Source organism: Chryseobacterium sp. ZHDP1 (assembly GCF_018603435.1).
GTDB lineage: Bacteria > Bacteroidota > Bacteroidia > Flavobacteriales > Weeksellaceae > Chryseobacterium > Chryseobacterium indicum.
In genome coordinates, this window is sequence record NZ_CP075682.1 from 2,814,809 (window position 1) to 2,841,805 (window position 26,997).

Sequence of the window (26,997 nt, forward strand, 5' to 3'; positions counted from 1 at the left end):
TACATTAATTCAGTAGCTGTTCTCATGCCTTATTTAGAATATTAAGCAGAGAATTTTTATTTCTGTAGTTTTTTAATCCCCATTTCATACAGCGCAAAAGAAATCAGATCTGCATTTTCTCCGATCACCTGTTCTGTAGATCTTCCGGCTCCATGTCCTGCATTTTTCTCAATTCTTAGTAAAATCGGGTTGTTACAAGCCTGTTTTTCCTGTAATTCTGCACCAAACTTAAAAGAATGTGCCGGAACTACCCTGTCATCATGATCACTGGTAATAATCATGGTTGATGGATAACACGTTCCTGCTTTTACATTATGAACCGGAGAATAAGATTTTAAATAGTCAAACATTTCTTTGTTGTCTTCCGCAGTTCCGTAATCATAAGACCAGCCTGCTCCTGCAGTGAATTTATTATACCTCAACATATCCAGAACGCCCACTCCCGGAAAGGCAACTCTGGCTAAATCCGGACGCATCGTCATAGTAGCTCCTACCAGCAAACCGCCGTTTGATCTTCCTGAAAGTGCCATAAACTGTTTGGAAGTATAGCCTTTGCTCTGTAAATATTCTCCTGCAGCGATGAAATCTTCAAAAACATTTTTTTTCTGCATCTTCGTTCCTGCATCATGCCATTTTTTACCGTATTCTCCGCCACCGCGAATGTTCGGAACGGCATAGATTCCGCCATTTTCCATCCAGATCGCATTTACTACAGAAAAGGCAGGCTGTAAGCTGATGTTGAATCCGCCGTAAGAATAAAGAATCGTAGGATTTTTACCATTCAGCTTTGTTCCTTTCTTATAGTTAATCATCATCGGAATTTTGGTTCCGTCTTTTGAAGTGTAGAAAACCTGTTCAGAAACATAATCTTCAGGATTGAATTTCACTTTTGGCTTCTGATACACTTCCGATTTCCCTGAATCTGCATTAAATTTATATGTTGTTCCGGGAGTGATGTAATTCGTAAAAGAGAAATACAGCTCTTTCTCAATTTCCTTCCCTCCAAATCCGGATACGTTTCCTTTTCCGGGAAGAGAAATTTCACGGATCAGTTTTCCGGTTCTGTCATATTGTTTTACCTGATCAATCGCATCAATCATGTAGGTTGCGAAGAAATATCCTCCTCCTGTTGTAATTCCTAAAACATTTTCGGTCTGGGGGATAACATCTTTCCATGTTTCAGGAGCCGGATTCTTAATGGTTGTTTTTACCAGACGCATATTCGGAGCATCTTTATCCGTAAAAATATACAGATCATCACCCTGCGTATCAACAATGCTTACATTGATATCAAAACCTTTATTAATCTGAATAAAATCGCCGCCTTTTTTAAGATCTTTAATGTAAAGTTCATTTCCGTTGGTTGCGTTGGCTGCGGAAATAATCAGATATCTTTGATCTTCGGAAACTCCCGCCCCTAAATATCTTCTCGGTGTTTTGTCTCCGCCAAAAATTAACTGATCTTCAGATTGTTTGGTTCCCAGTTTATGAAAATATACTTTGTGTTTATCCGTCATTCCGGAAAGTACCGTTCCTTCTTTTGGCTTATCATAGCTTGAATAATAGAAACCTTCATCACCCTGCCATGAAATTCCGCTGAATTTTACATCAGCCAAAGTTTCATCAATCTGCTTTTTTGTAATTGCATCAATAATGATGATTTTGTTCCAGTCGCTTCCTCCTTCCGAAATAGAATACGCAGCCAGATTTCCTTTTTTGTTGAAAGAAAGCTGTGAAAGCGATGTGGTTCCTTTTTCAGAAAATTTATTGGGATCCAGAAAAACTTCGGTAGCTTTGGTTTTATTGTTGGTTCTGTATAAAACCGACTGCGCCTGTAATCCGTCATTTTTATAATAATAGGTATACTCTCCTTCTTTGAAAGGAGCCGAAATCTTTTCATAATTCCAGATGTCTCTTAACTGATTCCTGATTTCGTCTCTGAAAGGAATTTTCGAAAGATAATCCTGACTGTGTTTTACCTCATCATCTACCCACTTTTTCGTGGCTTCAGAATCGTTCTCCAAATCTCGGTACGGATCTGCAACGGCAGTTCCGAAATAGGTATCGGTTTGTGTTCCTTTAACTGCTTTTGGGTAATTCATTTTTTGTGCATAAAATGTCGCCGAGAAAAGAACTCCGGCTGTTAGTAAAATGGGTGTGAATTTCATATTAAGCTATTTTCCCAAAAATAAGGAATCTGTTTCGAATAAAAAAAGCCGTCTAAAGACAGCTTTATATGATTAATTGAGATTTCTCAGATAAAATTCATTCATTTTCCAGTTCAGTTCCTGCGGTCCGCCGTTCCAGTAATAAATATTTTCTCCAACTTTCACCTGATATAAATTGAATTTCTGTTCTGTAGAAACCAATTTGTCCGCTTTTTTTATTTCGTTGGTAACATCAATAAGGTATTTCTTCATTTCTCCTGCGCCAATATTTTTAATATCTCCCATATTGAGCATCAGGTTATGAGAAGGCACATTAAAACTCACTTCATAGGTCACCTCAGAAAATCCGTTTCCTTTCAATCGTTCATCATTTATGATTTTAATTTCTTTTACCCTGTATTTTGCATTGGCAAAATTCTGCATCAAAGCACTGAAATAATTTTTAACCTCAACCGAACATTCAGATGCTACGTTTACAGGAAGACCCGCAAGAAAAAGTTTCGTATACTCATCAATCTTTTCGTTGTAGGTGTCCTTAAGTTTCATTTTGTGGGTACTTTCTTTCCCAAGAAAATTAATAAGATAGCTGTTCAGTTCTTTTACAGACTCATCATCATATTTTACAAAAGAATTAAAATAAAGATTAAAAACATTCTCAGGCTTTAGAATATTTTGGGATTTTAAGCTCCCAAAAGAGAAGAGAAATATTGCCAGACAGGCAATGTTAAGCATTTTCATAAGTACGGTACATTTTCAGTTTTAGTGTATAAAAAAACTCCTGAACCATCAAGAGTTAATATAAAAATACATTATTTATACCATGTAAACAGATTTTCACAGAATTATTTTTAAACAAGCATTACAGACAAGATGTAAAATACTGATTAAAAGAAATTTAAGCCGTCAATATTTTAAACATTCAGTTAAGCTCAAAATAAAAGTCTCCGAAATACTCCGGAGACTTAAAAAAGATTTTATGGTAAAGATTTTATAAACTTTCTTCTTCGCCTTTCATTTTTTCGGCGTTTTCTGCCATGATGACGGCATCGATCATCTCAGAAATATCTCCGTTCATGTATGCATCTAAGTTATACATCGATTTGTTGATTCTGTGATCGGTAACTCTCCCCTGAGGATAATTATACGTTTTAATCTTCGCAGAACGGTCTCCCGTAGAAACCATGGTCTTTCTCTGCGCCGCAATATCTCCCTGAACTTCCTGCAATTTGATGTCGTACAATTTTGCACGAAGCATTTCCATCGCCAGTTCACGGTTGGCTAACTGGGAACGTGCCTGCTGACAAACCACCACCAATCCTGAAGGTTTATGCGTAAGCTGAACTTTAGTTTCCACCTTGTTAACGTTCTGTCCTCCTGCTCCACCTGAACGTGAAGTCTGCATTTCGATATCTGCCGGATTAATTTCCACATCCACTTCTTCAGCTTCCGGAAGAACCGCAATGGTAATGGCAGAAGTGTGAACTCTTCCCTGAGATTCTGTCTCAGGAACACGCTGTACACGGTGAACTCCGGATTCGAATTTCATGATTCCGTACACGCCTTCCCCTTCCACTTTCATGATAAGTTCTTTGTATCCTTTCGCCGCTTCGTTAGAATCTGTGATTTCGTGTCTCCATCCTTTCGTCTTGAAATACATGGAATACATTCTGTAAATGTCTTCCACGAAGATGGCTGCTTCATCACCTCCTGTTCCGGCACGAAGTTCCACGATAACGTTTTTATCATCTGCAGGATCTTTAGGAATTAATAAAACTTTTAATTCTTCCTCCAGTCCCGGAATTTTTTCCAGCGCTTCGTTTTTTTCGATTTTTGCCAGTTCCACGAAATCTTTATCAGATCCGTCAGCAATAATTTCGTCGGACTCTTCAATGGTATCCAACGCTCCTTTATATTGATCGTAAACTTTTACAATTTTCCCCAAATCGCTATATTCTTTGTTCAAAGAAGAATATCTTTTTTGGTCTGAAATAACATCAGGCTGTATAATAAGGTCTGCCACCTCATTATATCTCTGTTTTATAGCTTCTAATTTTGGAATTAATGATTTAGACATTATGAAAATTTTGTGGGTGCAAAGATACGGATTATTAATTCAATTTTAAAACTAATAGTTTGTTGTTCTGAATGAAGCGTATGCGTATTGAAGAATCTTTTTTAACGAAATGTTCGCAACAGTTTTTGAATTAACCGCTTTTTCAAGCGCAATGTCTGCAGAAGCTTTCTTTTTAAATGATTGCAAATATAATTCTGCTATCATTTGCTGAGTGAAACGCCCTTGCGAACGGATTCTTTTCAAAGCTAGTCTAATTATTCTTGCGAACTCTGCGTTAAAAACAATACTTAATTGTAATGATTTAACGCTAAGATTTACAAATCAAAAGTTCAAATAATCTTCACAAACTTAACTTCTTAAATAATCTTAATGGTTCAATTTTTTAGCGCAATGTTCGCAAAGATTTTCTTTTAAATGATTGTAATTACTTTTCGGTCGCAACGGCGTTTCACTCAGCAAGTGATGAGAACGTTTAAATGATTCTTTGCGAATGATACCTTCTTTAAATTAAGACGTCTCAAAATGATTTTAAAAATATATTCTGCTATCATTTGCTGAGTGAAACGCCCTTGCGAACATTTTTTTTCAAAGCCAGTTCAATTATCCTTGCGAACTCTGCGTTAAAAACAATTTGTAATTGTTTTACAATTAATCTAAATCAACGGATAATTTCTTATCAATTAAATACAAAACAATTCCCACAGCAACAATTCCTAATCCGATAATGCTTTCTTTAGGATTATGGATCAACGTGAAATACAGAATGTAGATGCTGAATAACAAAAAAACCGTCGGAAAAATATAAAACAGATTGGATTTGAATATCTTCCGGTCTTCTTTTTTAATGAAATACGCCGTAGAAATTGCCAGAGTGGCAAATAACTGCAGAATAAAAGCGGTATAAACAAAGATCTCCTTAAAACTTCCCGTTAAAATAATCAACGTTGCAATTACGGCATGGGCAAAAATCGCACGGACAGGAATTCCCTTTTTATTTCCGACCGATAGAGATTTCCAGAGTCTGTTTTCTTTTGCAAAAGCCTGCGTCAAACGGGAACCTACCCACAAATAACCGCTGATTGTAGCGACTAACTGTAAAGCAATAAAAATATTAACTATTTTACCGAAAGTATTTCCCAGCATATTATTGGCAGCTTCCCCCATCACATCTTCTTTTCCCGCCAATTGATTTACCGGAGTATGTTTCAGCATGATAAAATTAACCAAGAGATAACAAACAGTTACGAAAACAGTTCCTACAATGAGTGATTTCGGTAGGTTTTTCTGAACATCTTTTATTTCTCCCGCAATGTAGGAAGCAGAATTCCAACCCGTGTAAGAATACGTTACAAAAACCAAAGACGTGGCAAAAGCAGGAAGCATGATTTCTTTCTGCCATGAATCATCAAACTTCAGGCTGTTTCCGATAGCTTCCGAGTCTGAAATTCCGATTCCTATAATGATGAGAACAATGATGAACGCAATTTTTATCAGTGTAAAAAAATTATGAAATCTGCTTGAAGCTTTTAAGCTGAATGACAAAAAAACGGAAACCAGAAAGATGATTCCGATGGCAAAGCTGTTTCCAAAAGAAACATCGAAAGCAGAAAGGTATTTCGACATCGCCAAAGCAGCCAGTGCAACGGGAGATGAGAAACCGATGATGAGAGAAATCCAGCTTACCAGATAGCCTAAAAGCGGATGATAGGTTTCTTTCAAATAAATAAAATCTCCGCCGTTCCCTTTGAAATGCGAACCTAATTCGGCATAACAAAAGGCTCCAAACAAAGCAAGAATTCCTCCAATGAACCAAAGGAGGAATATGCTGTAGGTATTCGTAATGTCGGTAAGCTGAAAACCGAGTGTTGTAAAAATTCCGGTTCCGATCATATTCGAAACGACAATTGCCACTGCGGTTTTCCAGCCGATCTGATGTGAAGTTGAATTCATTAATTAAAATGTAAAATTAAGCCTTCCGAAGAAATAGTTTCCGAGAGTTCCCATCTGCACCGGAGCATATTTGAAAACTCCAAAATACGAATTTTCATAAATCTGAAGATCCGGAAAGACATCAAACACATTATTGGCTCCGACGGTTAAGTTAATATTTTTTGTGAAATCATATCCTACACTCACATCGGTGACTACTTTGGGATTAAACTCCTGAACTCCTCCAAACGGATATCCGTCGCGGATCACTTTCCCAAAGTAAGTATTTCTCACCAGAAAATTAAATTTTCCGACTCCATAATTCAATCCTAAAGAAGCTTTGGTTTTAGGCGATAAACTTTCGATGATATTGATCTGATCCGGCCCAAAAAATTCATTCTGCGGTGTCTGAAGATTAGCCGGGAAATGAAAATCTGTAATTTTTGTTTCGGTATAATTTCCGGCAAGATTGATATTTAAATTTCCGCTACCTATTTTCCAGTCGTAGGCAACTACAAGATCTACTCCTTTGGTTTCCGTATCCACGGCATTGGCAAAAAATCTTCCGCTTTCCACCCCATACACCGCCAGTCGATCGTCTGTAATATTACTTGTAATCACGATCCGGTCTTTTACTTTAATTAAATATCCGTCTAAAGTGATTGACAGCTTATTGATCGGCTTTAAAGTAAATCCTACGCTTCCGTTCACCGAAGTTTCCTGTTTTAATTTGTCGAAGCCAAGTGCTTTTGCAGCTTCACTGTCGTTATTAAAAATTCCTTTGGTAACAATTGAATTTCCTGTGGTGGAAATATCTGCATAAGAATTGTTAAAATACTGCTGCTGAAGAGATGGTGCTCTGAAACCTGTTCCCACCGCAGCACGAATTGCATAATTTTTTGCGAACTCATATCTTACCGCTAATTTTCCGTTCAGTGTACTTCCAAAATCTGAATAGTTTTCGAACCTTCCGGCAAGGTCTACATTTAACTTCTTATCCAGATCATAAGAAACATCCGCATAAACTGCAGTTGAATGTCTGGATTTTGAAAGTGCGTTTTGTGGTGAAAATCCAATAAACGACTGCGCTCCTCCTGCTCCGGAGATATTATCCGGATTGGTAGTCGCCGTCACAGGATTTCCGAAAATATCATATCTCATATAAGAAGCCTGATCTCCTGCTTTAATGTCGTATTGCTCAAACCTGAATTCTCCACCGAATGCAACATTGAAGTTTCTGATATTTTTTGAAACGTCAAGATTAATTGTATTCTGAAGAAAACTGTGTGCTCCCGCATAAAAATCTGTTGGTGACTTAGCTCCTAAAGATGCATTGACGGTGTTGCTTACATCATAATTGAACGTATTGTTTCCGAATGTATTGCTAAGGTCAAAAAACCAGTCGTTTTTATTATATTTTGCTCCGATTGCATAGGAAATGTCATAGATTTTTGAGCCTAAAGTCGGCTGAAAACCGTTCGGATAAATAGAATAGACATTGTTTGAAGTTTCGCTCGGCAATCTTCTGAAACCGTAGCCCTGCCCTTCTTTGATACTGAAGCCCCCGAAGGAATATATTTTAAACTGATCGTTCAAAGGATATTCGGAATTAAAAAATAACTGTGCCTGCTTTATTTTTGCATCACCGATCTGGAAATTAAAATCATCCCGGGTTAAACCATTGGCAAGAATTTTCTGATCGTCCAGCGCTTTTGCAGCATTAAAATCCGGAGCAAAATCATATGCGAAATTATCTCCGTAAATATCGAGATTATGATTCTGCGTTCTTGTTGTTTTTCCTCTTTGGTTTAATTGCAGGGACAAACTGATATAACCGTCTTTTTTCCCTAAAGAAGTTCCGTAGTTCGCTGCTGCCTGATACGTTTCACCATCATTTCTTCCGGAAATTCCGTAATTAAGACTGGCAGTTCCGCCGAGATTCTTTTTAAGGATAATATTAATAACTCCTGCAATGGCATCAGAGCCGTATTGCGCCGCTGCGCCGTCTCTCAGAACCTCAATTCTGTCGATTGCGATTACCGGAATAGTACTTAAGTCTGTTCCTACCGAACCGTTTCCGACTGTATTCTGATAATTAACTAAAGAAGTAGTATGTCTTCTTTTTCCGTTAACGAGAACCAGAACCTGATCGGGTCCCATTCCTCTCAAAGTAACAGGATCGATATGTTCTGTACCGTCTGAAGCCGACTGCCGGACTGAGTTGAAAGACGGGATAACATAATTCAGTAAATCCTGAACGGTAGTTTGCGGTGAAGACTGCTGTATTTTTTCGATGTTGATGATGTCTACGGGAACCGGAGTTTCCAGTTTTGTACGTTTTGCATTTCGGTTTCCTACAATTACGACATCTTCTATCTGCTGTTCTTTTTCCTGTGCGGATAAAAATCCTATTGCCAAAAGGAGTACGCTTACGCTGAGTTTTTTCATTCTATTCAGTGCTTTAAAAAATTAATTTAAATGGTTTGCCGAAACAAACATAAAGACCTTCAAGAAGCTGGAATTCATACGGAATACTGACTCACTTATCTTCCCCCAATCGGGTTGGAATTAGCACCTTTTCATCAGAAAATGTCGGTTGCTAAGGTTTCTCAGGGCCAAATCCCTCCACCTTTCTCGATAAATCTACCGCAAAGGTAGACTAATAATTTTAATCTGCAAAAAAATTTGAAATTTGAATTTTTCAGAGTTATAAAAATTGTGAATAAGATGTGGATAACGCGTGAATTACCTATTAGCAATGCGTGAATTGGATGTTAGTATAGAAAAATTAATTGTCGATAAATAATTTTTCAATTGTGAGTAAAATATGAATAACCTATGAGTAAGGTATGAATAAGATATGGAAAACCTTCTTTTTTAATGTGGAAAAAATTGTGAATAAGGTATTGAAAAGCCGTTAGTATCATATTAACAACCTCTATTTTTACTGCGGATAAAATATGAATAAACAAAAAAAGAGACCGCTTTCGCGATCTCTTATTATAAACTTTTGAAGTTATCCACAGGTTATTTCACAATCATTTTCTGGATTGAAATTCCTGTATCTGATTTCAAATGAACCAAATACGTTCCTGCCGGATAATTTGTTTTTAATTCATAGGTGCCGTTTTCATTATTCAATTTAAATGAATCCATTTTTTTACCGCTCATATCGTAGATAAAAATCTCTCCGTTCTTCGCTTTGTGGTAAATTAATTTAGCCAGACCATTTTTCACAGGGTTATCCGCAATCTGTAAAGAAAGCTTATTTTCGACATTCACATCCATTGCAGATAAACTTCCCACATAATTTCCGAAAATCCTGAATTCTCCCGGCTGTAAAGTAATCGGAACTGTTGTAGACGTTATACTAGATAAAGAATTATCCATTAAGTTCTGCCATTGCCCAACATATGGGAAATACGGAACTACACTCTGGACAGCCGTTGTATAATTTGCCAATACGACCACGTTTTTCACTCCGTTAGTAATTGCGTTGTCGTACACATAAATTCTTGTAATTAATCCATTCGGATCATTTGCCAGATTATTTGATTCTACAGTATATGTTTTTGATTTGAAAACAGGATATACATTTCTTAAATTGATGATCTTCGCCCAGGTATCGTAAACCGCTTTTCTGTTCACATCCGTATCATATCCTAAAGTAAATGCAATCGGCTTTTCATCGGTTCTGCAACCACTATTAATGGTTCCGTTTGCACATCTGTTGATACTGAATTCATAACCAAGCTCTCCGAACTGCCAGATCATTTTAGGACCAGGAATAGTGAAGAACGTCGCTCCGAAGGCTTTCATTCTGTCTAAAGCAGTATTAAGATTTTTAACATCATAGCTTCCGTTTACCGCACCATAAGCAAGATTTTTAAACATTAACCTTTCTTCATCATGACTTTCTCCATAACCTACCGCTCTCATTTCAGAGAATCCATGCAGCGTATGATTCATTCTGTCGAAATTACTGTTTTCTTTATACCCCATTGTATTTTGGTTATAAGATCCATTCTGGTTATTCCACATCATCACTCCTTTTCCTTCTGCAACTCTGTAGTTTGCCCATTGCTGCTCTTCCGCATCGGTTCCCAGATGTTCAAAAATCATGTAAGAATTCGGATCAAGAGCCCATTGCTTGTCTGCATAATATTTCAGGATATCAACTCTGTCCTGCTGATAAGCGTTTGTACAGGTTTCGTCGTTTTCAGAACAGCTTTGTGTAAATCCTTTGGTTAAATCCCAACGGAAACCATCTACATGATATTCCGTCAACCATTGCTGAAGACATCTTTCAACGTAATATTTAGTTGAAGAACTTGTATGGTTAAAATCATTAAACACATTATAAGAGTGTTTAGGAACCTGATTGAAGTAAGGATTATTGGCAGCGATGTCTCCATAACCGTCTCCATCCGGATCAATATTCCAGAGTCTTGCGAGCGGAGAGCGTCCGGTTGCATGATTGAAAGCAATATCCAGAATTACTGCGATTCCATTCTGGTGGCACAGATCAATAAATTCTTTGAATTTTTCCGGTGTTCCGTACGCTTTATCCAATGCATAATGGAAAGAAGTATTATAACCCCATGAAAGATTTCCTTCGAACTCCATGATAGGAAGCAATTCAATCGCATTAATGTTCAGATTTTTCAGGTATGAAATCTTATTAATTAAAGACTGCCAGTTTTTTTCCTGCGTAAAGTCTCTTAACAATAATTCATACACCACAAGATTTTCTTTTGCCGGACGCTGGAAATTCGTAACCTGCCAGTTATAAGGAGTCTGTCCTGTTTTAAACATAGAAACCTCAAAACCCTGCCCAGCCGGAAACGCAGGTAAGTTAGGATAAGTTGTAGAAGAGATATATTGGTCATCGTAAGAAGACAGGATCTGTGGAGAATACGGATCTGCCACTTTTCTCAAATCATTGGTTCTGTACTGGAAAGTATACAATTGCTGAGGTGTTAATCCGCTTAGTTCAATCCAGTATAGATCCGGATTTGTTGTGTCTCTTTTCATCAAATAAGCATCATTCACTGTCCAGTTATTAAAACTTCCGATCACATGAACGAAATTTTTAGACGGAGCATACAAAGCCAGTCCTACTTTCGTGTTATCGGTTGGATGATAATTGATTCCCTGTCTTATCCACGTCGGAATCGCTTCAGAAACCACATTTCTCGGAACCTGTAAAATAAATGTGGCATTTTTGGAATTTGAATTGGCATCAGTAGCAATTAATTCCATATTAGCATCTCCTGTTACAGTGTAGTTGTAAGAATATGAAGTTGATGCTGTAGAAGTAGAATTTACAACGGTTCCGTTAGCTTTAAGCTGAAAAGTTGCGTTTACACTGGTTGTCGCTGTAATGTTAATAGAATTTCCTGTAGGTACAGACGTTAAGCTGTTAGCCGCAGGATTTGTCATGGTTAAATTCAAAACTCCGACGTTGACAAAAATATCCGGACTTGTCTGATGTGCACCGGTTTTATCTTTCAGTAAAAAACCAAATCTTCCGATTCCTGTTCTTGCGTAAAAAGTTGTGGGTGTAAAAGACAATGAATAAGTGTCTGTCGCAGCGTTATAACTTAATCGATTAAGTTCATTGGAATTGTTCCAACTCCCGTTTGTAGGGCAATCCTGACTGTTCTGATAATTGGTATCCAAAGACCATGTCCAGATATAAATAGCATTGTTTGAAACTCCCCACGCCGATTCATCAATCTGATTTCCGGGTACGGTTAATGTTATTGCATCCGTTTCATTAAACGGATTCGGGGTAATTGTATAGCTGATCTGCCCAAAGACATTGGCTAAGATAAACAACAATATACCGGAATAGAATTTTTTCATATAATTCGTCCTTTTAAGTTTAATTTAATACTAAAGTAATTTATTTTTTGAAAAATTTTCACCTTTTCATAAAAAAACAAAACTTTAAGCCAATTAAATATTATGCTTAGAATAATACCTGACAGATGAATTATATGCATAAAAAAACCACTTAAAAAATTTAAGTGGTTTTATATATGTTGTTTTGCTTTGATATTGCTTTCTCAGAATTCAGGTGAGAAAACAATGACAATCAATTAATGATGTCCGTGTCCGTGACTATCGTGTAAGAAAGGTCCGTTTCCTTTAGGATTGCTGTAGATTACTTCTACACCATCCTGCTCATTCAGCTGCTTGCTTCTGATATCTTCCGGATTAAAAGGTTTTACTTTTCCGAAGTACTCTTTTAAACCTTCTGTTAGCCACATTGGAATTACCAACCCGAAGAACATGAAGATACACCAAAATCCTACAAGGAACATTGTAATGAAGAAAATTGTCCAAAGGAACTGGTAAAACGGCCAAAATGCTGATAAAATCGTTATCATTTTCTTAAAGATTTTAGGCAAAAATAGGACTTTTTATTTTTTTACACAAAAGATATACGTCCTATTTTATTATTTATTTTGATTTTAAACTAATTAGTGCGCAAGATCTGCAAAGAAATCATTGCCTTTATCATCCGTAATGATGAACGCCGGGAAATCTTTCACTTCGATTTTCCTTACGGCTTCCATTCCTAATTCCGGAAAATCTACCACCTCAACAGAAAGAATGTTATCTTTTGCTAAAATAGCAGCCGGACCTCCGATGGAACCTAAATAAAAACCTCCATATTTGCTGCACGCATTGGTAACATCTTTTGTTCTGTTTCCTTTTGCCAACATAATCATACTTCCGCCGTGGCTCTGGAATTCATCTACGTAAACGTCCATTCTTCCCGCAGTAGTCGGTCCGAAACTTCCTGAAGCCATTCCTTCCGGAGTTTTTGCTGGTCCCGCGTAATAAATCGGGTGATTTTTGAAGTATTCAGGCATTGGCTGTCCGGCATCCAGTAATTCTTTGATCTTTGCATGGGCAATATCTCTGGCTACAATTAAAGTACCGTTCAGTTTCAGTCTTGTTTTGATCGGATATTTTGAAAGTTCTGCTAAAATATCAGACATCGGCTGATTCAGGTTGATTTCTACGGCTTCTTCCAGATGCGGCGGTGTTGCCGGTAAAAATCTCTTCGGATCCTGCTCCAATTGCTCTAAGAAAATTCCGTCTTTCGTAATTTTTCCTTTGATATTTCGGTCTGCTGAACAGGAAACTCCCATTCCGACCGGACAGGAAGCGGCGTGACGCGGCAATCTGATTACTCTGACGTCGTGTGTTAAATATTTTCCGCCAAACTGTGCTCCGATTGCACTTTCCTGACAGATTTTCTGAACTTTCGCTTCCCACTCCAAGTCTCTGAACGCCTGTCCTGCTTCATTTCCTTCTGTCGGAAGATTGTCGTAATATTTTGCTGATGCTTTTTTAACCGCCGCCAAATTAGCTTCCGCAGAAGTTCCGCCAATTACCAAAGCCAAATGATAAGGCGGACAAGCAGCCGTTCCTAAATCTGAAATTTTCTCTTTAATGAATTCTTCCAAAGATTTTTCGTTCAGTAAAGACTTTGTTTTTTGATACAAGAAGGTCTTGTTTGCTGAACCTCCTCCTTTTGTTAAAAATAAGAATTCGTAATAATCCCCCTTTTTAGCATAAATATCGATCTGCGCCGGAAGATTGGAACCCGAATTTTTCTCATCAAACATCGTTAAAGGAACCACCTGAGAATATCTTAAATTTCTTTTCTGGTACGTATTGTAGATTCCTTTGCTTAAATATTCTCCGTCATCAACGCCTGTGTAAACGTTTTCTCCCTTTTTACCCATTACAATTGCAGTTCCGGTATCCTGACACGAAGGTAAAGCTCCTTCCACAGCAACCGCTGCATTCTGTAATAAATTGTAAGCTACAAATCTGTCGTTGTCCGTAGCTTCAGGATCGTCGATAATTCTTCTTAAACTTTCAAGGTGGGAAGAACGGAGCATGAAAGAAACGTCTGCCATTGCTTCCTCTGCTAAAAGCTCAAGACCTTTCGGATCAATGGTTAAAATTTCTCTGTCTCCTAATTTTTCAACTTTTACGTAGTCTGAAGTCAATTTTTTGTATACCGTATCATCCTTTAGAATCGGATACGGATCCTGATATCTGAAATCCATTTACTTTTTTCTTTGGGTGCAAAAATACGGCTTACTCAAAAAAGCATGAGTAAAATCAGTAACTTAGATTGATATTTATAATGATTATAAATTGCGAGGGTTTTCTTTTCTCATTAACTTTATACGAAGATATTTTAAACACAAAAGACGCAAAAGCTTTTAAGCACTTTAGTTATTTTAAGTTTAACAAATAATGCTTTAGAAGAACACATTAGTTTTAAAAATCTTCGATTTTCATTTTGTGAAATTTGACTTTTTAAAATTAATAATTCTTTGTGCTTTTGGGGTTAAATCAAAACTAAACAAATTTCAATCACATGAATTACAGAATAGAAAAAGACACGATGGGAGAAGTGCAGGTTCCTGCAGATAAGTTTTGGGGAGCCCAAACGGAACGTTCAAGAAATAATTTTAAGATTGGTCCGGAAGGTTCCATGCCACATGAAATCATCGAAGCTTTTGCTTATCTAAAAAAAGCAGCCGCTTTTACCAATACTGATCTGGGAGTTCTTCCCGCCGAAAAAAGAGATATGATCGCGAAAGTCTGTGACGAAATTTTAGAAGGAAAACTTAACGATCAGTTTCCTTTGGTGATCTGGCAGACCGGTTCGGGAACGCAGTCCAACATGAATGTAAATGAGGTAATTTCCAATAAAGCACACGTTAACAACGGTGGAAATTTAGGCGAAAAATCTGAAATCCATGCAAATGATGACGTGAATAAGTCGCAATCTTCCAACGATACTTATCCAACAGCAATGCACATCGCAGCGTATAAAAAAGTAGTGGAAACCACCATTCCGGCTGTAGAAAAATTAAGAGATACTTTAAAAGAAAAATCGGAAGCGTTTAAAGATATTGTAAAAATAGGGAGAACGCATTTAATGGACGCAACGCCTTTAACTTTAGGTCAGGAATTTTCAGGGTATGTCGCTCAGTTAAATTACGGTTTAAAAGCATTAAAAAATACGTTACCTCATCTTTCTGAACTGGCTTTAGGCGGAACTGCGGTGGGAACAGGATTAAACACTCCTCAAGGTTACGATGTAAAAGTGGCGGAATATATTTCTAAATTTACGAATCTTCCTTTTGTAACCGCAGAAAATAAATTTGAGGCTTTGGCAGCTCATGACGCGATTGTAGAATCTCACGGAGCTTTAAAACAATTAGCTGTTTCTTTATTTAAAATTGCTCAGGATATCCGATTATTAGCTTCCGGACCTCGTTCAGGAATTGGAGAAATTCATATTCCGGAAAATGAGCCGGGATCATCCATTATGCCGGGAAAAGTAAATCCTACGCAAAATGAGGCAATGACAATGGTTTGTGCTCAGGTTTTAGGAAATGATACGACCATTTCTTTTGCGGGAACACAGGGAAATTACGAACTGAATGTCTTCAAACCTGTGATGGCTTATAACTTTTTACAGTCTGCTCAACTGATTGCCGATGCCTGTATTTCTTTTAACGATCATTGTGCAGTCGGAATTGAACCCAATCGTGAGAGAATTAAAGAACTGGTTGATAAATCTCTGATGCTGGTAACAGCTCTGAACACACACATCGGTTATGAAAATGCTGCAAAAATTGCTAAAACCGCCCATAAAAACGGTACTACCTTAAAAGAAGAAGCTGTAAATCTGGGACTTTTAACCGCAGAACAGTTTGATGAGTGGGTAAAACCTGAAGATATGGTAAGAAGCCTGAAATAAACTAAGAATTAAATTATTAAATATTGCAAAACCGCAGGACAAATTTGTCCTGTGGTTTTCTGTTATATATGAATGTTACGTGTTTTTACCATTTGTAAGCAAGACCGATAACCAGAGCTTTGTCATTTTCAAATTGATTATCCTTAAAAAAATTACCAAAATCTTTTTTTACAAAAATGCTGAAATCGCTGTACGAAACGGTAAACTGCGCTCCGTAAATGAAAGGATTCACCTGATAATTCCCTCTTTCTCTCTGGCTGATTTCTTCGCCTTTAATAATGTTATTGGTAGACATTCTTACTCCTCCATAAACATTTGCACCTACTTTAAAACCTTTCTGATAATCTCTGTACTGAACATCCATTCCTGCGCTTTTCAGTTTAGAAAAATTATACTGCAACCCCAAAGGAACAATGACGTAGCCTGTCCGCAATTTGCTTTTGCTTAAATTTTTATCATAGGCCGAAAGATAAACATCCGAATTCATGTCTTTGGCAAAAAACCTGTTATTATCAATGTTTAAGGTTCTCCATGAAAATCCAAGCCCGGAAATTAATCCCCAATGACTGGTTCTGCTGAACTGATAATTGAATTTCAGCCCAAATTCAAGATTTCCCGCGTATCCTAAGTTTTTATCCAGATCATTATCTGATTTATTGTTGGTGAGAATCATGGCTCCGTAAGAAAAATAGGCGGTGAAGTTCTTAGTCGGACGGAATTTCTTTAGAAGTTTTTCTTTAATTTCTTCGTTGGAAGTTACATCAGAATTCAGAAGAGAATATCTTACCTGCTTCTGAATCACAGAATCCAGATCAAAACCGAGTTCTTCAATTCGCTGATCAATTTTTTCCGAAAAACGATCGGCGATAATTGCTTTTTGTTTGTCGAATTCAGCTTTATCCAGATTTTTAGCCTGAAGAATCAGCAGTTCTGCTTCCATCAGCTTTTTTTCTTCCTGAATAATTGAATCAATTTTTCGGGCGTATTCATCTACTTTTTCTTTTACTATCGGGCTTACTTCCGTATCTTCTTTAGGCTGAAGATTTAAGGTAAGATTTTTCTGAGAATAGGCTGTACCAGATAAAAGGCACAATAGTCCCATCATGATCATTTTTTTAATCATAGTATTATTTTTTTAGTTGTTAAAAATTTGAAGTATTATTTTCCGTTCAGATCAATGGTTGCTACATTGCTTTCTTTGGTTTTTTCGATAACGTCTTTATGTTCTACCGAGAAAAGTAATGTGGAAGGATCAACATATCTTTTTCTTTTCCCTTGAGTTTTTACCGAATCTGACTTTGCTATAATTTCTTCAGGCTCGGTTTTAGAAATATTGGCAATAATTTCAGGAGCATTTTCTTTTGTTAAAGGCATTTGTTTTTGCTCTACAATAATTTGTGACTTTACAGCTTCATTCTTTTTTTCAGCCTGAATATTTTCTGCTATAAAAGATTCTTTCTGTTTCTGATCTAAATTTTTAGGAGACTGTACTGTTTGTTCCTGAGTTTTATTCTGAATATCTGAATTTTTAATCTCAGCAGCCATTTCAGATTTTCCAACTTCTTTATTTTCTTTATTAAAAAACAGAACTGCTCCCAAGCTGAACGTTAAAACCAGACAAGCCGCCACCAAATACCAATTCATTTTTGTTTTTGAGCTTTTTCGTTCCGACTGGGCTTCAATTTCGGACCATAAATTTCTCGAAGGAGTAATTTCTCTTTCAGAAATCTGCTTTTTGATATGATGTTCTATATTATTTTTAGTAGTGTTCATTTTTCAGTGCTTTTTGTTGTTGAAAATAAATTTTTCTCATCTTTTCTTTTGCCCGAAATAATTGCGTTTTGCTTACCGCAACTGAAATCTGCAAAGTATCTGCAATTTCCTGATGCGAATAATCTTCAAGAACATAGAGGTTAAAGACCATTCTGTACGCATCCGGAAGCTGATCCAGAAGTTCCTGCGCATTGAAATCAAAAGTGACATCTTCTTCATAAATTTCTTCCAGATAAGACTGACTGATGTCGTCCAGATAAAAAACGGTTTTGTGGCTTTTTATAAAATTCAGACATTCATTCACGACAATTCTTCTCGCCCAGCCTTCAAAACTTCCGTCATTTCTAAAGGTTTCAATACTTTTAAAAATTTTACAGAACGCTTTGATAACGCAGTCTTCTGCCTGATACAAATCTGTAACGTAACTTCTGCTGATGCTCAGAAATTTCTTTACATTCTGATCATAAAAAACTTTCTGCGCAGCCGGTTCCTGCCTCTTGAGGCGGCTCAGCAAATCATCTTTTTTATTTCCGAACAAAAGCTTCATAATTATTTGTTTCTATTAGTAAGACAATTAAAAACGAAAAAGGTTACACTATAGGAAATTATTTTTTAAAATTAATTAAAAATATCATTTAAATAATTTTTCATATCTTAGTGACTTATCATAAACAACTATAAAACAAAGTATTATGAAAAATCTAAAAAAAGTTCAGAGAGAAAATTTAAAGCAGGTTTTAGGGGGTCATACCTGTCCGGCAAACACGTACCACATTACGTATAACGGATATCATGCGTGCTGTCTTCAGATCCCAAGCGGAAATCCGTGTCTTTCCACAAAATGTCTTGTTCCGATGGAAATGTGCGATTCGGAAGTCAATTAAGACTGCATACAAAAAGAAAACGGTCAGAAATTTATCTGGCCGTTTTGTATTAAAAAAATCTAAGTCTAACTTAACATTTTCTGTGCTTTTTTCACGCCTTCTACCAAAGCATCAATTTCATTGAATGTATTGTATACCGCGAAACTCGCTCTTACGGTTCCCGCGATATTGAAGAAATTCATAATTGGCTGTGTACAGTGATGTCCCGTTCTTACGGCGATTCCCAGTTTATCCAGAATCATTCCTACATCCGAAGCAATTCCGACTCCTTCAAGATTGAAAGAAACCACTCCCGTTCTGTTGGCTTTTTCCCCATAAATTTTAATTCCTTCCAGTTCCAAAAGCTGTTTTTGGGCATATTCCAGCAAAGCATTTTCATGATTCTGAATATTTTCCTGCCCTACTTTCAGAATAAAATCTACGGCAGCTCCCAAAGCAATGTTCCCACCTACATTGGGTGTCCCTGCTTCATATTTAAAAGGAAGACCTGCGTAAGTAGTTCCGTCAAAAGAACACGTGGCAATCATTTCTCCTCCTCCGTGAAATGGAGGCAGATCTTCAAGAATCTCCTGTTTTCCGTACAGAATCCCGGTTCCCATTGGAGCATACATTTTGTGTCCTGAAAAAACAAAAAAGTCGCAATCCATTTTCTGAACATCGAGAGTAAAATGAGGCGCAGACTGAGCTCCGTCGATAACGATGTAAGCATTGGTATTCTTTCTTGTTTTGGCAATGATTTCTTCAATCGGATTGATAATTCCTAAAGCATTGGATACCTGATTAACAGAAACTACTTTTGTTTTTTCACTCAGAAATGTTTCAAATACATCAAGCTGAAGAATTCCGTTTTCATCCATAGGAATTACTCTTAGCTTCGCTCCGGTTCTTTCACAAAGCATCTGCCACGGAACAATATTGGAGTGATGTTCCAGATAAGAGATGATAATTTCATCGTCTTTTTTTAATTTCTGGGTTAAAATATAGGCGATCAAATTGATTCCTTCTGTCGTTCCTTTGGTAAAAATTACCTCAAAATCGTGTTCAGCATTGATGAATTTCTGGATTTTTCTTCTTGAAAGCTCCATTTCTTCAGTCGCTAACTGGCTTAATGTATGAATTCCACGATGTACATTCGCATTGATTTCTGTGTAATATTTATTCCAGATTTCCAAAACGGAATCCGGCTTTTGAGAGGTTGCCGCATTATCCAAATAAACCAATGGTTTACCGTTCACTTTCTGATCTAATATAGAAAACTGACTTCTGATTTCCTGAATGTCAAACATTTATTAACTTTTTAATTAAATTGTTCTTATTTAGAACTCTTCAAATTTACGGCTTTTTTTCGGATTGTAGCTGAGAGTTGATTGTTGTTGTTTGATAGAAAAATTCGATGTGAAATATTCTTTTTTGCTTTTAACGCTAACATCGCTGAGAATTTTCATTTTATTGTAGACATTTTGGTTCGCAAGGGCGTTCACTCAGCGAGTGATAGCTATGAAAATGATTTAAATAAATTTGTTATTTTGAACACAATGATCACTAAGTTTTTTGTTAATTGATACTTTTTAGTTTCACAAAGACGTTTCACGTATAAAAGATTAACCAAGACTTGAACTCATCATATTTATCTTTTAGTCATAAAAAAAACCTGTCAAAAAATTGACAGGTTTTCTATATCTCAATAAGAAATTCTTATTCTGCTGCTGCTTCTGTAGCTTCAGGAGCTGCTCCTTCTTCAGTTGCAACTTCTTCATCATCGTCATCATCCATAGCTGCCGCACCTCCTTTCATTGCATTTCTAGACATCTTAACAGCTACTACAACTGCGTTGTCCGGGTGCATGAAAGAGTATCCTTCAGTTTTGATACCTCCAACATAAAGTTTGTTACCAATTCTTAACGGAGTAACGTCTACAACGATCTCATCCGGTAAGTTTGCAGGGATAGCTTTTACTTTCAGTTTTCTGAAAGACTGACGAAGAACACCACCAGCTACAACACCTTTAGAACGACCTGTAATTCTTACTGGAACTTCCATGATAACTGGCTTATCGTCAGCTAACTGATAGAAATCTGCGTGAAGAATTTTGTCTGTAATCGGGTGAAACTGAATATCCTGAAGAACAGCCGGAATTGTTTGACCATCAACCTCAATAGATACCGTGTGTGCCTCAGGAGTGTATACCAAACCTTTGAAAGATTTCTCAGTAGCAGAGAAATTCAAAGGAGCTTCACCTCCGTAAACAACACAAGGAACTAATTCAGCATCACGTAAAGCTTTTGTAGACTTTTTGCCCACGCTTTCTCTTTTTGTACCTTGAATTGTAATAGATTTCATTTATAAAAAATTTAAAAAATTGTTTCAAATTAAATTTGCAAACTTCTAAAAATCAGTTAAATAACAAATTTACTGCTAATCGACTGATGCTCGTGAACCATCTTCATAACGTCCGCAAATAATGGGGCGCAAGATAGCACTTTTATTTTAGATGACAAATTATTTTTCACAGGAATTGAGTCAGTTACAATAACTTCCAATAATTTTGAGTTCTCAATATTTTCGTAAGCCTTTCCTGAAAGCACTCCGTGCGTTGCCATTGCTCTTACAGATTTTGCCCCTTTTTCCATTAAGATGTCTGCAGCTTTGCAAAGCGTTCCGGCAGTATCAATCATGTCATCAATAAGGATAACATTCTTTCCGTCCACATCCCCGATAAGGAACATTTCTTCCACCACATTTGCTTTTTTTCTTTCCTTATAAGCAATTACTACATCCGCACCAAGGTGACCTGCATAGTTTTTGGCTCTTTTTGCACCTCCCATATCCGGAGAAGCGATGGTAAGATTTGCTAAATTAAGATCTCTTATGTAATCTACGAAAATAGTAGAAGCATACAGATGATCTACCGGAATTTCAAAGAAACCCTGAATCTGATCTGCGTGAAGATCCATCGTCATAATTCTTGTAGCTCCCGCAGCGGTTAAAAGGTTTGCCACCAATTTAGCACCAATTGGAGCTCTTGGCTGGTCTTTTCTGTCCTGTCTTGCAAGCCCGAAATATGGAAGCACCACGGTAATACTTTTAGCAGAAGCTCTTTTAGCAGCATCAATCATCAGAAGAAGTTCTAATAAATTGTCTGCCGGCGGGAATGTAGATCCAATAAGGAAAACTCTTCCCCCTCTTACGGATTCGTCTAAAACAGGTTCGAATTCTCCGTCGCTGAATGTCTGAAAGTTGATTTTTCCTAATTCTTTCCCATAATTTTGGGCAATTTTCTCTGCCAAGTCCTTACTCGTCCTTGTAGAAAATAGATAACTTAACTGATCGGCCATTTTTACTTTTTAAAGATTTGCAAATTTAAAAAAAAACCACAAGAATTGCTCCTGTGGTTTCTAAGTTTTTATTTATCCTTTTATTATGGGAATTTTACTCCTGAATAATTGTTTGGATTTACCTGTGGTAATGTAGATTTATATTTAGCATTAATTGCTTTAATAAATTCATTCGCAATAATCGCATACCCTCTTCCTGTAAGGTGAACCCCATCAAGAGAGAAAGCTCCTCCTGTTACGAATTTTGCTGTATATCTTATTCCGTCATACAAAATTCCGGACTGGGAATTAAGCTCTACCATTTTAGCATTGGCATCTACAAAAGCAAGTCCTTTAGTATCCGCAATAGACTTAATCGCAGTATTATAGGCTGTCATAGCTGTTACTACGTTTGCTGCTTCTGCTTTTGAAAGTACATGCTGATTTTCTAAAGGATAAGAAATACCATATACATTAATTGAAGCCGGAGCATTTGGATTAGTAGAGCCAATTACTGCTCTCGTTGTAAGAAGGATATAATCTTCTGCGGTTGCCTGTCTCGCCTGTCCGTAGATCTGTCCGAAAGCCGCAGCTGTAGGAGCTCCTAAAGATGGCGTAAGTGCTGCAGTAAGCTGGGCCGATAAATTCGTTAAAGAAACATCTCTGATCAAAACCGGGTTTGATGAAGTAGACGATAATAGATTAATTCGGTCTCCTGCACCGAAAGCGGTAAGCGCCTGCTTAAGCGGACCGTATAAGTTTGTGTTAAGCGTAGTAAGATTAGATCCTAAAGCAGCAGGAGTTAGCGGATTGTAAGGAACCGTTGTAAAGAAAGGAATCGCTGTTACACTTGGTATATTGGCAACTACCCCTTTTGCACCGTTTGCCGTAAGAGCCGTTACATAAGAGTTGATACTGGATGCAACTACATTTGGATCAGAAATATCATTAGATCCGTAAGTTGCCGGATTAAGATTCCCATTCTGAAATACTGCAGGTGTATATGTTGTAACACCTCCTGTTGTCGTAGAGTTCGTTCCTCCACTTGTAGCATAGCTTAAAATATCGTTATTTCCAATCCATAAAGAGAAGAATGTAGGATTTTGAGCTACCGCAGCTGCCACAGGACTTACCCCGGTAGAAAATCTTGCATAAAAAGGATTAAGCATACCGTAATTAGAAAGACCTAAATGGAATGATTTTGCACCCGGAACCCCTAAATTCTGATAAGGTGCTCCCGAAGAAATATTATCAAGTGCCGCTGCAGGAGCAGAAGCAACTGGTGTTAAAGAGCCATTCACAACAGTCAGAACCAATTTCCCTGAAAATCCCGGAATATTATTAAACCCTCCGATATTATTCGGCATTAAAGGCTGTTTGAAATCACCTCCTCCTGCAAGCTTCATCTGCATTGCAATCATTGATGGATAAGATTCGTTTTGTCCGTCCGAATAAAGCGCTCCGTCTCTATAACCCGATGTAAGAGAATTACCTAAAGATACATATTTAGAAAAATTGGCTTCTCCGGAAGTTACCACCACGTCCTTTACATCAGTATCAAAGTCGGTATCACAACTTACATTTAGTAATAAAGCTGAGACAGCGAACGTAGAAATTAATATTTTTTTCATAATTCTTGATTAAAAATTAAAATGCGTTATAAGACAAACCTAAACCAAAGTAAAATGCTCTTGCTTTAGCCTGTCCGTAAAAATTATAAAATGCATTGCTTATATCTCTCGATTTTTGGAAACTGTAAGCTCCAGAAACATCTACACCCAGCTTATTGAATTTAAATCCAACCCCGCCTGTCATCACATTAGCATCGAAAGACGGCGTTTCTGGACTGAAATGAGCGTTATCATAAGGTGATTCGTCATGGTAATATCCAAGTCTTCCAGCAATTTTATCCGTTATCATATATTGAGTACCGATTCTGAAAGCTTTTGAATTATGGAAGTTTTTAGGTGTTATGTTTTTTGTAGGATCATCTGCCTGATTTCCTGCCAATGCGTTTTCAAAATCCAATGTAAGTTTATTGTATTTTTCCCAGCCGTAATAATTGAAATCTCCGGAAACCTGCCATTTTGGAGTTATTTTATAAGTTACCCCGATCGTATATTCGTCAACCAAAGGAAGAACTGCTTTAAAATTGTCCTGTCCGTTAGCATCTAGCTTTACTGAGGAGTACAACGCCTGAGAAATATTAAATGTAGCCTTTCCTTTATCTGCATTCATGTAAACCGGTGATCTGTAAGCAATACTTACATCAAGTTTTTCTTCAGGTCTGAAATAGAAGCCTAGTCCAAAACCATGTCCAGAAGCCTTATCATCCTTTAGATTTAAATTACCGCCTAACTGCGTAACTGCCTTAGTCCAGTCTACAGTTCCTTTAGCATAAATATAACTTGCTCCTACGGATACCCAAGGAGATAATTTCACGGAAACCATTGGCTGAAAATAGAATGCCTTCAACTCAATATTCTGCACGATTTCCTTTCCGGCCCAGTTATCCGGCCACTTTACAGAACTACCGTATGGTGTTGAAAAGTTAAACCCTAAAGAAAGGTTATCTAAAACCTTATAAGCTACAGCAGCGTAAATAGGTGTTCCCATAGGATTGTCTGTAGAATAAGATTCCAGTGTCGAAAGATTCTGGTACGTTACTTTAGAATTGATACCGAACCCTCCTGCTGCAACACTTAGTTTTGAAGGAATAAATGACATACCTGCAGGGTTGAAGAACGTTACACTTGCATCTTCAGCGTGTGCACTGGTATGAGCCATTGCCAACTGTTTTACCCCCTGAAGAGAAACTCTGAAGCCTCCTGCATAAGATAATACGCCTGCCAATAAAGCTGTTGATATTACTATTTTTTTCATAGACTATTATTATATAACCCAAATATAAAATTATTTTGGTTACATCTGTTAATAAATCATAAAATTTTAAACGTCAATGCAAAAGAAAATTATGTTTAAAATAATACTTTAAGTAAGATCACATCTAAAATTATCATTATTAAACGATTAAGCAGATTTATTTCATCTGCATTTCATTTTGTTTAGTTTTAAACAAAGGGATTCCCGAATATTTGATTATTTTAGACCTCATAAAGATAAAAATCATAAATTTGCAAATTAAATATATAATATATGAGTTGTGGATGTAAGACATCCGGCGATTCTGCACATTCTTGCGGACCCAAGAAAACCGCGAATGGCTGTGAAAATGTAAATACCTGTGGTAATAGTTATAAATTAAGTGTTTTTGACTGGCTTTCTAACATCAACAATCCCGCACCGAACCGATGTGATTTTGTAGAAGTTAGATTTAAAAATGACAGAAAATCGTTTTATAAAAATGTAAATAATATTCCGTTACATATAGGTAGTGTAGTAACAGTAGAATCGAGTCCCGGACACGATGTAGGTGTGGTAAGTCTCACCGGAGAATTGGTAAAGATTCAGATGAAAAAGAAGAAATGTTCTGAAGAATCGGCACTAAAAATATACAGACAGGCCAATCAGAAAGATCTGGAAGTCTGGCAGGAAGCAAGAAAAAAAGAAGATAACGTAAAAATAGAAGCCCGAAAAATTGCACACAGACTGGGTCTTGAAATGAAGATCACCGATGTGGAATATCAGGGCGATGCCTCTAAAGTTACTTTTTATTATACGGCGGATAACCGTGTGGACTTCAGGCAACTGATTAAAGAATATGCCGGAGCTTTCCGTACAAAAATCGATATGAAACAGATCGGTTTCAGACAGGAAGCCGCAAAAGTAGGCGGAATCGGATCTTGCGGAAGAGAGCTTTGCTGTTCCACATGGTTAACAGATTTCAGATCCGTAAATACCAATGTGGCGAGATATCAGCAGCTTAGCATCAATCCTCAGAAGCTTGCCGGACAGTGCGGTAAGCTAAAATGCTGTCTTAATTATGAATTAGACAGTTATCTGGATGCTTTAAGTAATTTCCCTTCTTCTTCTACCACTCTGGATACCGAAAAAGGAAGAGCTTTCTGCATTAAAATCGACGTTTTCAAAAAGAAAATGTGGTTTGCCTATGTAGAAAATTCAATTGCATGGTACGATTTTGATATCGATCTGGTTAAAAAACTGATTTCTAAAAATAAACGTGGCGAGAAAACACTTCCGCTGGAAGATCTTAAGCAGCCGGAAACGCCTTTTGCAAGCATTGATTTGATTCAGGAAAATAATGTAGACCGTTTCGAAAAGAAAAATAGAGGAAACAGGAATAAAAATCAGAACAGACTGAATAACAACAATCAGAATAACCAAAATCAGCAGGGTCAGAAGAAAAACAACAATCGACCTGAAAGACAGGAACGTCCTGAAAGAAGTGAAAAATCTGCTGAAAAGCTTCCGAGACAGGAAAAACAGCAGCAAAATCCAAAAGCAAATTCTAACAATAACCAACAGAGACAGCAAAAGCCTCAACAGCCGAAAGCTCAGTTGGAAAAAGCAGAAGCTGCTACTACAGGTGCTGAAATTGAGAAAAAACCAAACCCGAATAAAAAGAAATTTAAAAAGAAGTTTCCTCCAAAAAAAGATAACAATGCGTAAAATTTTAGGATTATTTACACTTATTCTTTTCTTTAGCTGTAATTCTTCCACCGAAGGAGAAGTTTTTATGAATTCCGTTGATAACAAATGGAACAAGAAAAGTGAACAAAAATTTAATCTTGAAATTTCAGATCCTCAAAATCCGAAAAATATTATATTTGTTGTAAGAAATAACGACAATTATCCTTACAGCAATATAAGGTTCATCGTTAATTTCACCGACCTTCAAAGTAAGAAAAAGCAAACCGATACGTTGAATTATGTATTGGCAAAACCTAACGGAGAATGGCTCGGGACAGGTTTTGGGGACACAAAGGAAACTTTGTTTCAATATAAACTGAATTATAAATTTCCGGCAAAGGGAAAATATGAAATCGGTCTTACTCAGGCAATGAGAAACGACAACCTTCCGGGAATTGAAGACATTGGAGTAAAAATAGAAACGGCTAAACCGTAA

Annotated in this window: 20 protein-coding genes and 1 riboswitch; of the genes, 4 read left to right on the forward strand and 16 right to left on the reverse strand. The window is 37.0% G+C overall.

The window, feature by feature from the left end; genetic code table 11:
* Positions 1–56: 56 nt before the first annotated feature.
* The 8 genes from KKI44_RS12750 to KKI44_RS12785 form a co-directional block, all read right to left on the reverse strand.
* Complete coding sequence (locus KKI44_RS12750; RefSeq protein WP_214587621.1) at positions 57–2,168, reverse strand: prolyl oligopeptidase family serine peptidase; 2,112 nt, start codon at positions 2,166–2,168, stop codon at positions 57–59.
* A 72-nt stretch (positions 2,169–2,240) separates the two neighbouring features.
* Positions 2,241–2,906 carry a hypothetical protein gene (locus KKI44_RS12755; RefSeq protein WP_214587622.1) on the reverse strand — a complete coding sequence of 222 codons (666 nt, stop codon included), beginning with the start codon at positions 2,904–2,906 and terminating at the stop codon, positions 2,241–2,243.
* A 250-nt stretch (positions 2,907–3,156) separates the two neighbouring features.
* Complete coding sequence (gene prfA, locus KKI44_RS12760; RefSeq protein WP_214587623.1) at positions 3,157–4,242, reverse strand: peptide chain release factor 1; 1,086 nt, start codon at positions 4,240–4,242, stop codon at positions 3,157–3,159.
* Between the two features lie 648 nt (positions 4,243–4,890).
* Positions 4,891–6,192 carry an APC family permease gene (locus tag KKI44_RS12765; RefSeq protein ID WP_214587624.1) on the reverse strand — a complete coding sequence of 434 codons (1,302 nt, stop codon included), beginning with the start codon at positions 6,190–6,192 and terminating at the stop codon, positions 4,891–4,893.
* A 3-nt stretch (positions 6,193–6,195) separates the two neighbouring features.
* A complete protein-coding gene (locus KKI44_RS12770) occupies positions 6,196–8,619 on the reverse strand; it encodes a TonB-dependent receptor plug domain-containing protein (protein ID WP_214587625.1) in 2,424 nt (807 codons plus the stop codon).
* A 92-nt stretch (positions 8,620–8,711) separates the two neighbouring features.
* A riboswitch (SAM riboswitch) is annotated at positions 8,712–8,815 on the reverse strand.
* A 383-nt stretch (positions 8,816–9,198) separates the two neighbouring features.
* Entirely contained in the window at positions 9,199–12,039 is a 2,841-nt protein-coding gene (locus tag KKI44_RS12775; protein WP_214587626.1) for an alpha-amylase family glycosyl hydrolase, read from the reverse strand.
* 236 nt (positions 12,040–12,275) lie between these two features.
* Positions 12,276–12,566, reverse strand: a complete 291-nt coding sequence (locus KKI44_RS12780) for a hypothetical protein (RefSeq protein WP_214587627.1) — start codon at positions 12,564–12,566, stop codon at positions 12,276–12,278.
* 93 nt (positions 12,567–12,659) lie between these two features.
* On the reverse strand, positions 12,660–14,267 hold the full coding sequence (locus tag KKI44_RS12785) for a fumarate hydratase (RefSeq protein ID WP_214587628.1): 1,608 nt from the start codon (positions 14,265–14,267) through the stop codon (positions 12,660–12,662).
* 317 nt (positions 14,268–14,584) lie between these two features.
* Between KKI44_RS12785 and fumC the strand changes: the two genes are divergently transcribed.
* Positions 14,585–15,979 carry a class II fumarate hydratase gene (gene fumC / locus KKI44_RS12790; protein ID WP_214587629.1) on the forward strand — a complete coding sequence of 465 codons (1,395 nt, stop codon included), beginning with the start codon at positions 14,585–14,587 and terminating at the stop codon, positions 15,977–15,979.
* 85 nt (positions 15,980–16,064) lie between these two features.
* On the opposite strand, the gene KKI44_RS12795 is transcribed toward fumC, so the two are convergent.
* From KKI44_RS12795 to KKI44_RS12805, 3 genes are read right to left on the reverse strand one after another with little or no spacing between them, the layout of a single operon-like run.
* On the reverse strand, positions 16,065–17,102 hold the full coding sequence (locus tag KKI44_RS12795; protein ID WP_214587630.1) for an outer membrane beta-barrel protein: 1,038 nt from the start codon (positions 17,100–17,102) through the stop codon (positions 16,065–16,067).
* Positions 17,103–17,137: 35 nt separating this feature from the next.
* Positions 17,138–17,752, reverse strand: a complete 615-nt coding sequence (locus KKI44_RS12800) for a hypothetical protein (RefSeq protein WP_214587631.1) — start codon at positions 17,750–17,752, stop codon at positions 17,138–17,140.
* Positions 17,739–18,299, reverse strand: a complete 561-nt coding sequence (locus KKI44_RS12805; RefSeq protein ID WP_214587632.1) for an RNA polymerase sigma factor — start codon at positions 18,297–18,299, stop codon at positions 17,739–17,741. Before KKI44_RS12805 ends, KKI44_RS12800 begins: the two co-directional genes overlap by 14 nt.
* 145 nt (positions 18,300–18,444) lie before the next feature.
* On the opposite strand from KKI44_RS12805, the gene KKI44_RS12810 reads away from it, so the two are divergent.
* A complete protein-coding gene (locus tag KKI44_RS12810) occupies positions 18,445–18,636 on the forward strand; it encodes a bacteriocin-like protein (protein ID WP_214587633.1) in 192 nt (63 codons plus the stop codon).
* 65 nt (positions 18,637–18,701) lie between these two features.
* Here KKI44_RS12810 and KKI44_RS12815 read toward each other — a convergent pair whose 3' ends face one another.
* From KKI44_RS12815 to KKI44_RS12835, 5 genes are all read right to left on the reverse strand, one after another.
* Positions 18,702–19,922 (reverse strand): aminotransferase class V-fold PLP-dependent enzyme, encoded by a 1,221-nt coding sequence (locus KKI44_RS12815; RefSeq protein WP_214587634.1) that lies wholly within the window; start codon positions 19,920–19,922, stop codon positions 18,702–18,704.
* A gap of 409 nt (positions 19,923–20,331) precedes the next feature.
* Positions 20,332–20,976, reverse strand: a complete 645-nt coding sequence (locus KKI44_RS12820; RefSeq protein WP_214587635.1) for a 50S ribosomal protein L25/general stress protein Ctc — start codon at positions 20,974–20,976, stop codon at positions 20,332–20,334.
* A gap of 56 nt (positions 20,977–21,032) precedes the next feature.
* On the reverse strand, positions 21,033–21,971 hold the full coding sequence (locus KKI44_RS12825; protein WP_214587636.1) for a ribose-phosphate pyrophosphokinase: 939 nt from the start codon (positions 21,969–21,971) through the stop codon (positions 21,033–21,035).
* Positions 21,972–22,054: 83 nt separating this feature from the next.
* On the reverse strand, positions 22,055–23,581 hold the full coding sequence (locus tag KKI44_RS12830) for a G-D-S-L family lipolytic protein (RefSeq protein ID WP_214587637.1): 1,527 nt from the start codon (positions 23,579–23,581) through the stop codon (positions 22,055–22,057).
* Between the two features lie 16 nt (positions 23,582–23,597).
* Positions 23,598–24,833, reverse strand: a complete 1,236-nt coding sequence (locus KKI44_RS12835) for an OmpP1/FadL family transporter (protein WP_214587638.1) — start codon at positions 24,831–24,833, stop codon at positions 23,598–23,600.
* A gap of 273 nt (positions 24,834–25,106) precedes the next feature.
* On the opposite strand from KKI44_RS12835, the gene KKI44_RS12840 reads away from it, so the two are divergent.
* Both KKI44_RS12840 and KKI44_RS12845 read left to right on the forward strand, forming a co-directional pair.
* Positions 25,107–26,540, forward strand: a complete 1,434-nt coding sequence (locus KKI44_RS12840) for a stage 0 sporulation family protein (protein WP_214587639.1) — start codon at positions 25,107–25,109, stop codon at positions 26,538–26,540.
* On the forward strand, positions 26,533–26,997 hold the full coding sequence (locus KKI44_RS12845; RefSeq protein ID WP_214587640.1) for a gliding motility lipoprotein GldH: 465 nt from the start codon (positions 26,533–26,535) through the stop codon (positions 26,995–26,997). The genes KKI44_RS12840 and KKI44_RS12845 overlap by 8 nt, the downstream gene beginning before the upstream one ends.

Excerpts from the sequence above, each read along its gene's own strand:
- KKI44_RS12750 (WP_214587621.1), bottom strand. The coding sequence starts at position 2,168 with ATGAAATTCACACCCATTTTACTAACAGCCGGAGTTCTTTTCTCGGCG.
- KKI44_RS12755 (WP_214587622.1), bottom strand. The coding sequence starts at position 2,906 with ATGAAAATGCTTAACATTGCCTGTCTGGCAATATTTCTCTTCTCTTTT.
- prfA (WP_214587623.1), bottom strand. The coding sequence starts at position 4,242 with ATGTCTAAATCATTAATTCCAAAATTAGAAGCTATAAAACAGAGATAT.
- KKI44_RS12765 (WP_214587624.1), bottom strand. The coding sequence starts at position 6,192 with ATGAATTCAACTTCACATCAGATCGGCTGGAAAACCGCAGTGGCAATT.
- KKI44_RS12770 (WP_214587625.1), bottom strand. The coding sequence starts at position 8,619 with ATGAAAAAACTCAGCGTAAGCGTACTCCTTTTGGCAATAGGATTTTTA.
- KKI44_RS12775 (WP_214587626.1), bottom strand. The coding sequence starts at position 12,039 with ATGAAAAAATTCTATTCCGGTATATTGTTGTTTATCTTAGCCAATGTC.
- KKI44_RS12780 (WP_214587627.1), bottom strand. The coding sequence starts at position 12,566 with ATGATAACGATTTTATCAGCATTTTGGCCGTTTTACCAGTTCCTTTGG.
- KKI44_RS12785 (WP_214587628.1), bottom strand. The coding sequence starts at position 14,267 with ATGGATTTCAGATATCAGGATCCGTATCCGATTCTAAAGGATGATACG.
- fumC (WP_214587629.1), top strand. The coding sequence starts at position 14,585 with ATGAATTACAGAATAGAAAAAGACACGATGGGAGAAGTGCAGGTTCCT.
- KKI44_RS12795 (WP_214587630.1), bottom strand. The coding sequence starts at position 17,102 with ATGATTAAAAAAATGATCATGATGGGACTATTGTGCCTTTTATCTGGT.
- KKI44_RS12800 (WP_214587631.1), bottom strand. The coding sequence starts at position 17,752 with ATGAACACTACTAAAAATAATATAGAACATCATATCAAAAAGCAGATT.
- KKI44_RS12805 (WP_214587632.1), bottom strand. The coding sequence starts at position 18,299 with ATGAAGCTTTTGTTCGGAAATAAAAAAGATGATTTGCTGAGCCGCCTC.
- KKI44_RS12810 (WP_214587633.1), top strand. The coding sequence starts at position 18,445 with ATGAAAAATCTAAAAAAAGTTCAGAGAGAAAATTTAAAGCAGGTTTTA.
- KKI44_RS12815 (WP_214587634.1), bottom strand. The coding sequence starts at position 19,922 with ATGTTTGACATTCAGGAAATCAGAAGTCAGTTTTCTATATTAGATCAG.
- KKI44_RS12820 (WP_214587635.1), bottom strand. The coding sequence starts at position 20,976 with ATGAAATCTATTACAATTCAAGGTACAAAAAGAGAAAGCGTGGGCAAA.
- KKI44_RS12825 (WP_214587636.1), bottom strand. The coding sequence starts at position 21,971 with ATGGCCGATCAGTTAAGTTATCTATTTTCTACAAGGACGAGTAAGGAC.
- KKI44_RS12830 (WP_214587637.1), bottom strand. The coding sequence starts at position 23,581 with ATGAAAAAAATATTAATTTCTACGTTCGCTGTCTCAGCTTTATTACTA.
- KKI44_RS12835 (WP_214587638.1), bottom strand. The coding sequence starts at position 24,833 with ATGAAAAAAATAGTAATATCAACAGCTTTATTGGCAGGCGTATTATCT.
- KKI44_RS12840 (WP_214587639.1), top strand. The coding sequence starts at position 25,107 with ATGAGTTGTGGATGTAAGACATCCGGCGATTCTGCACATTCTTGCGGA.
- KKI44_RS12845 (WP_214587640.1), top strand. The coding sequence starts at position 26,533 with ATGCGTAAAATTTTAGGATTATTTACACTTATTCTTTTCTTTAGCTGT.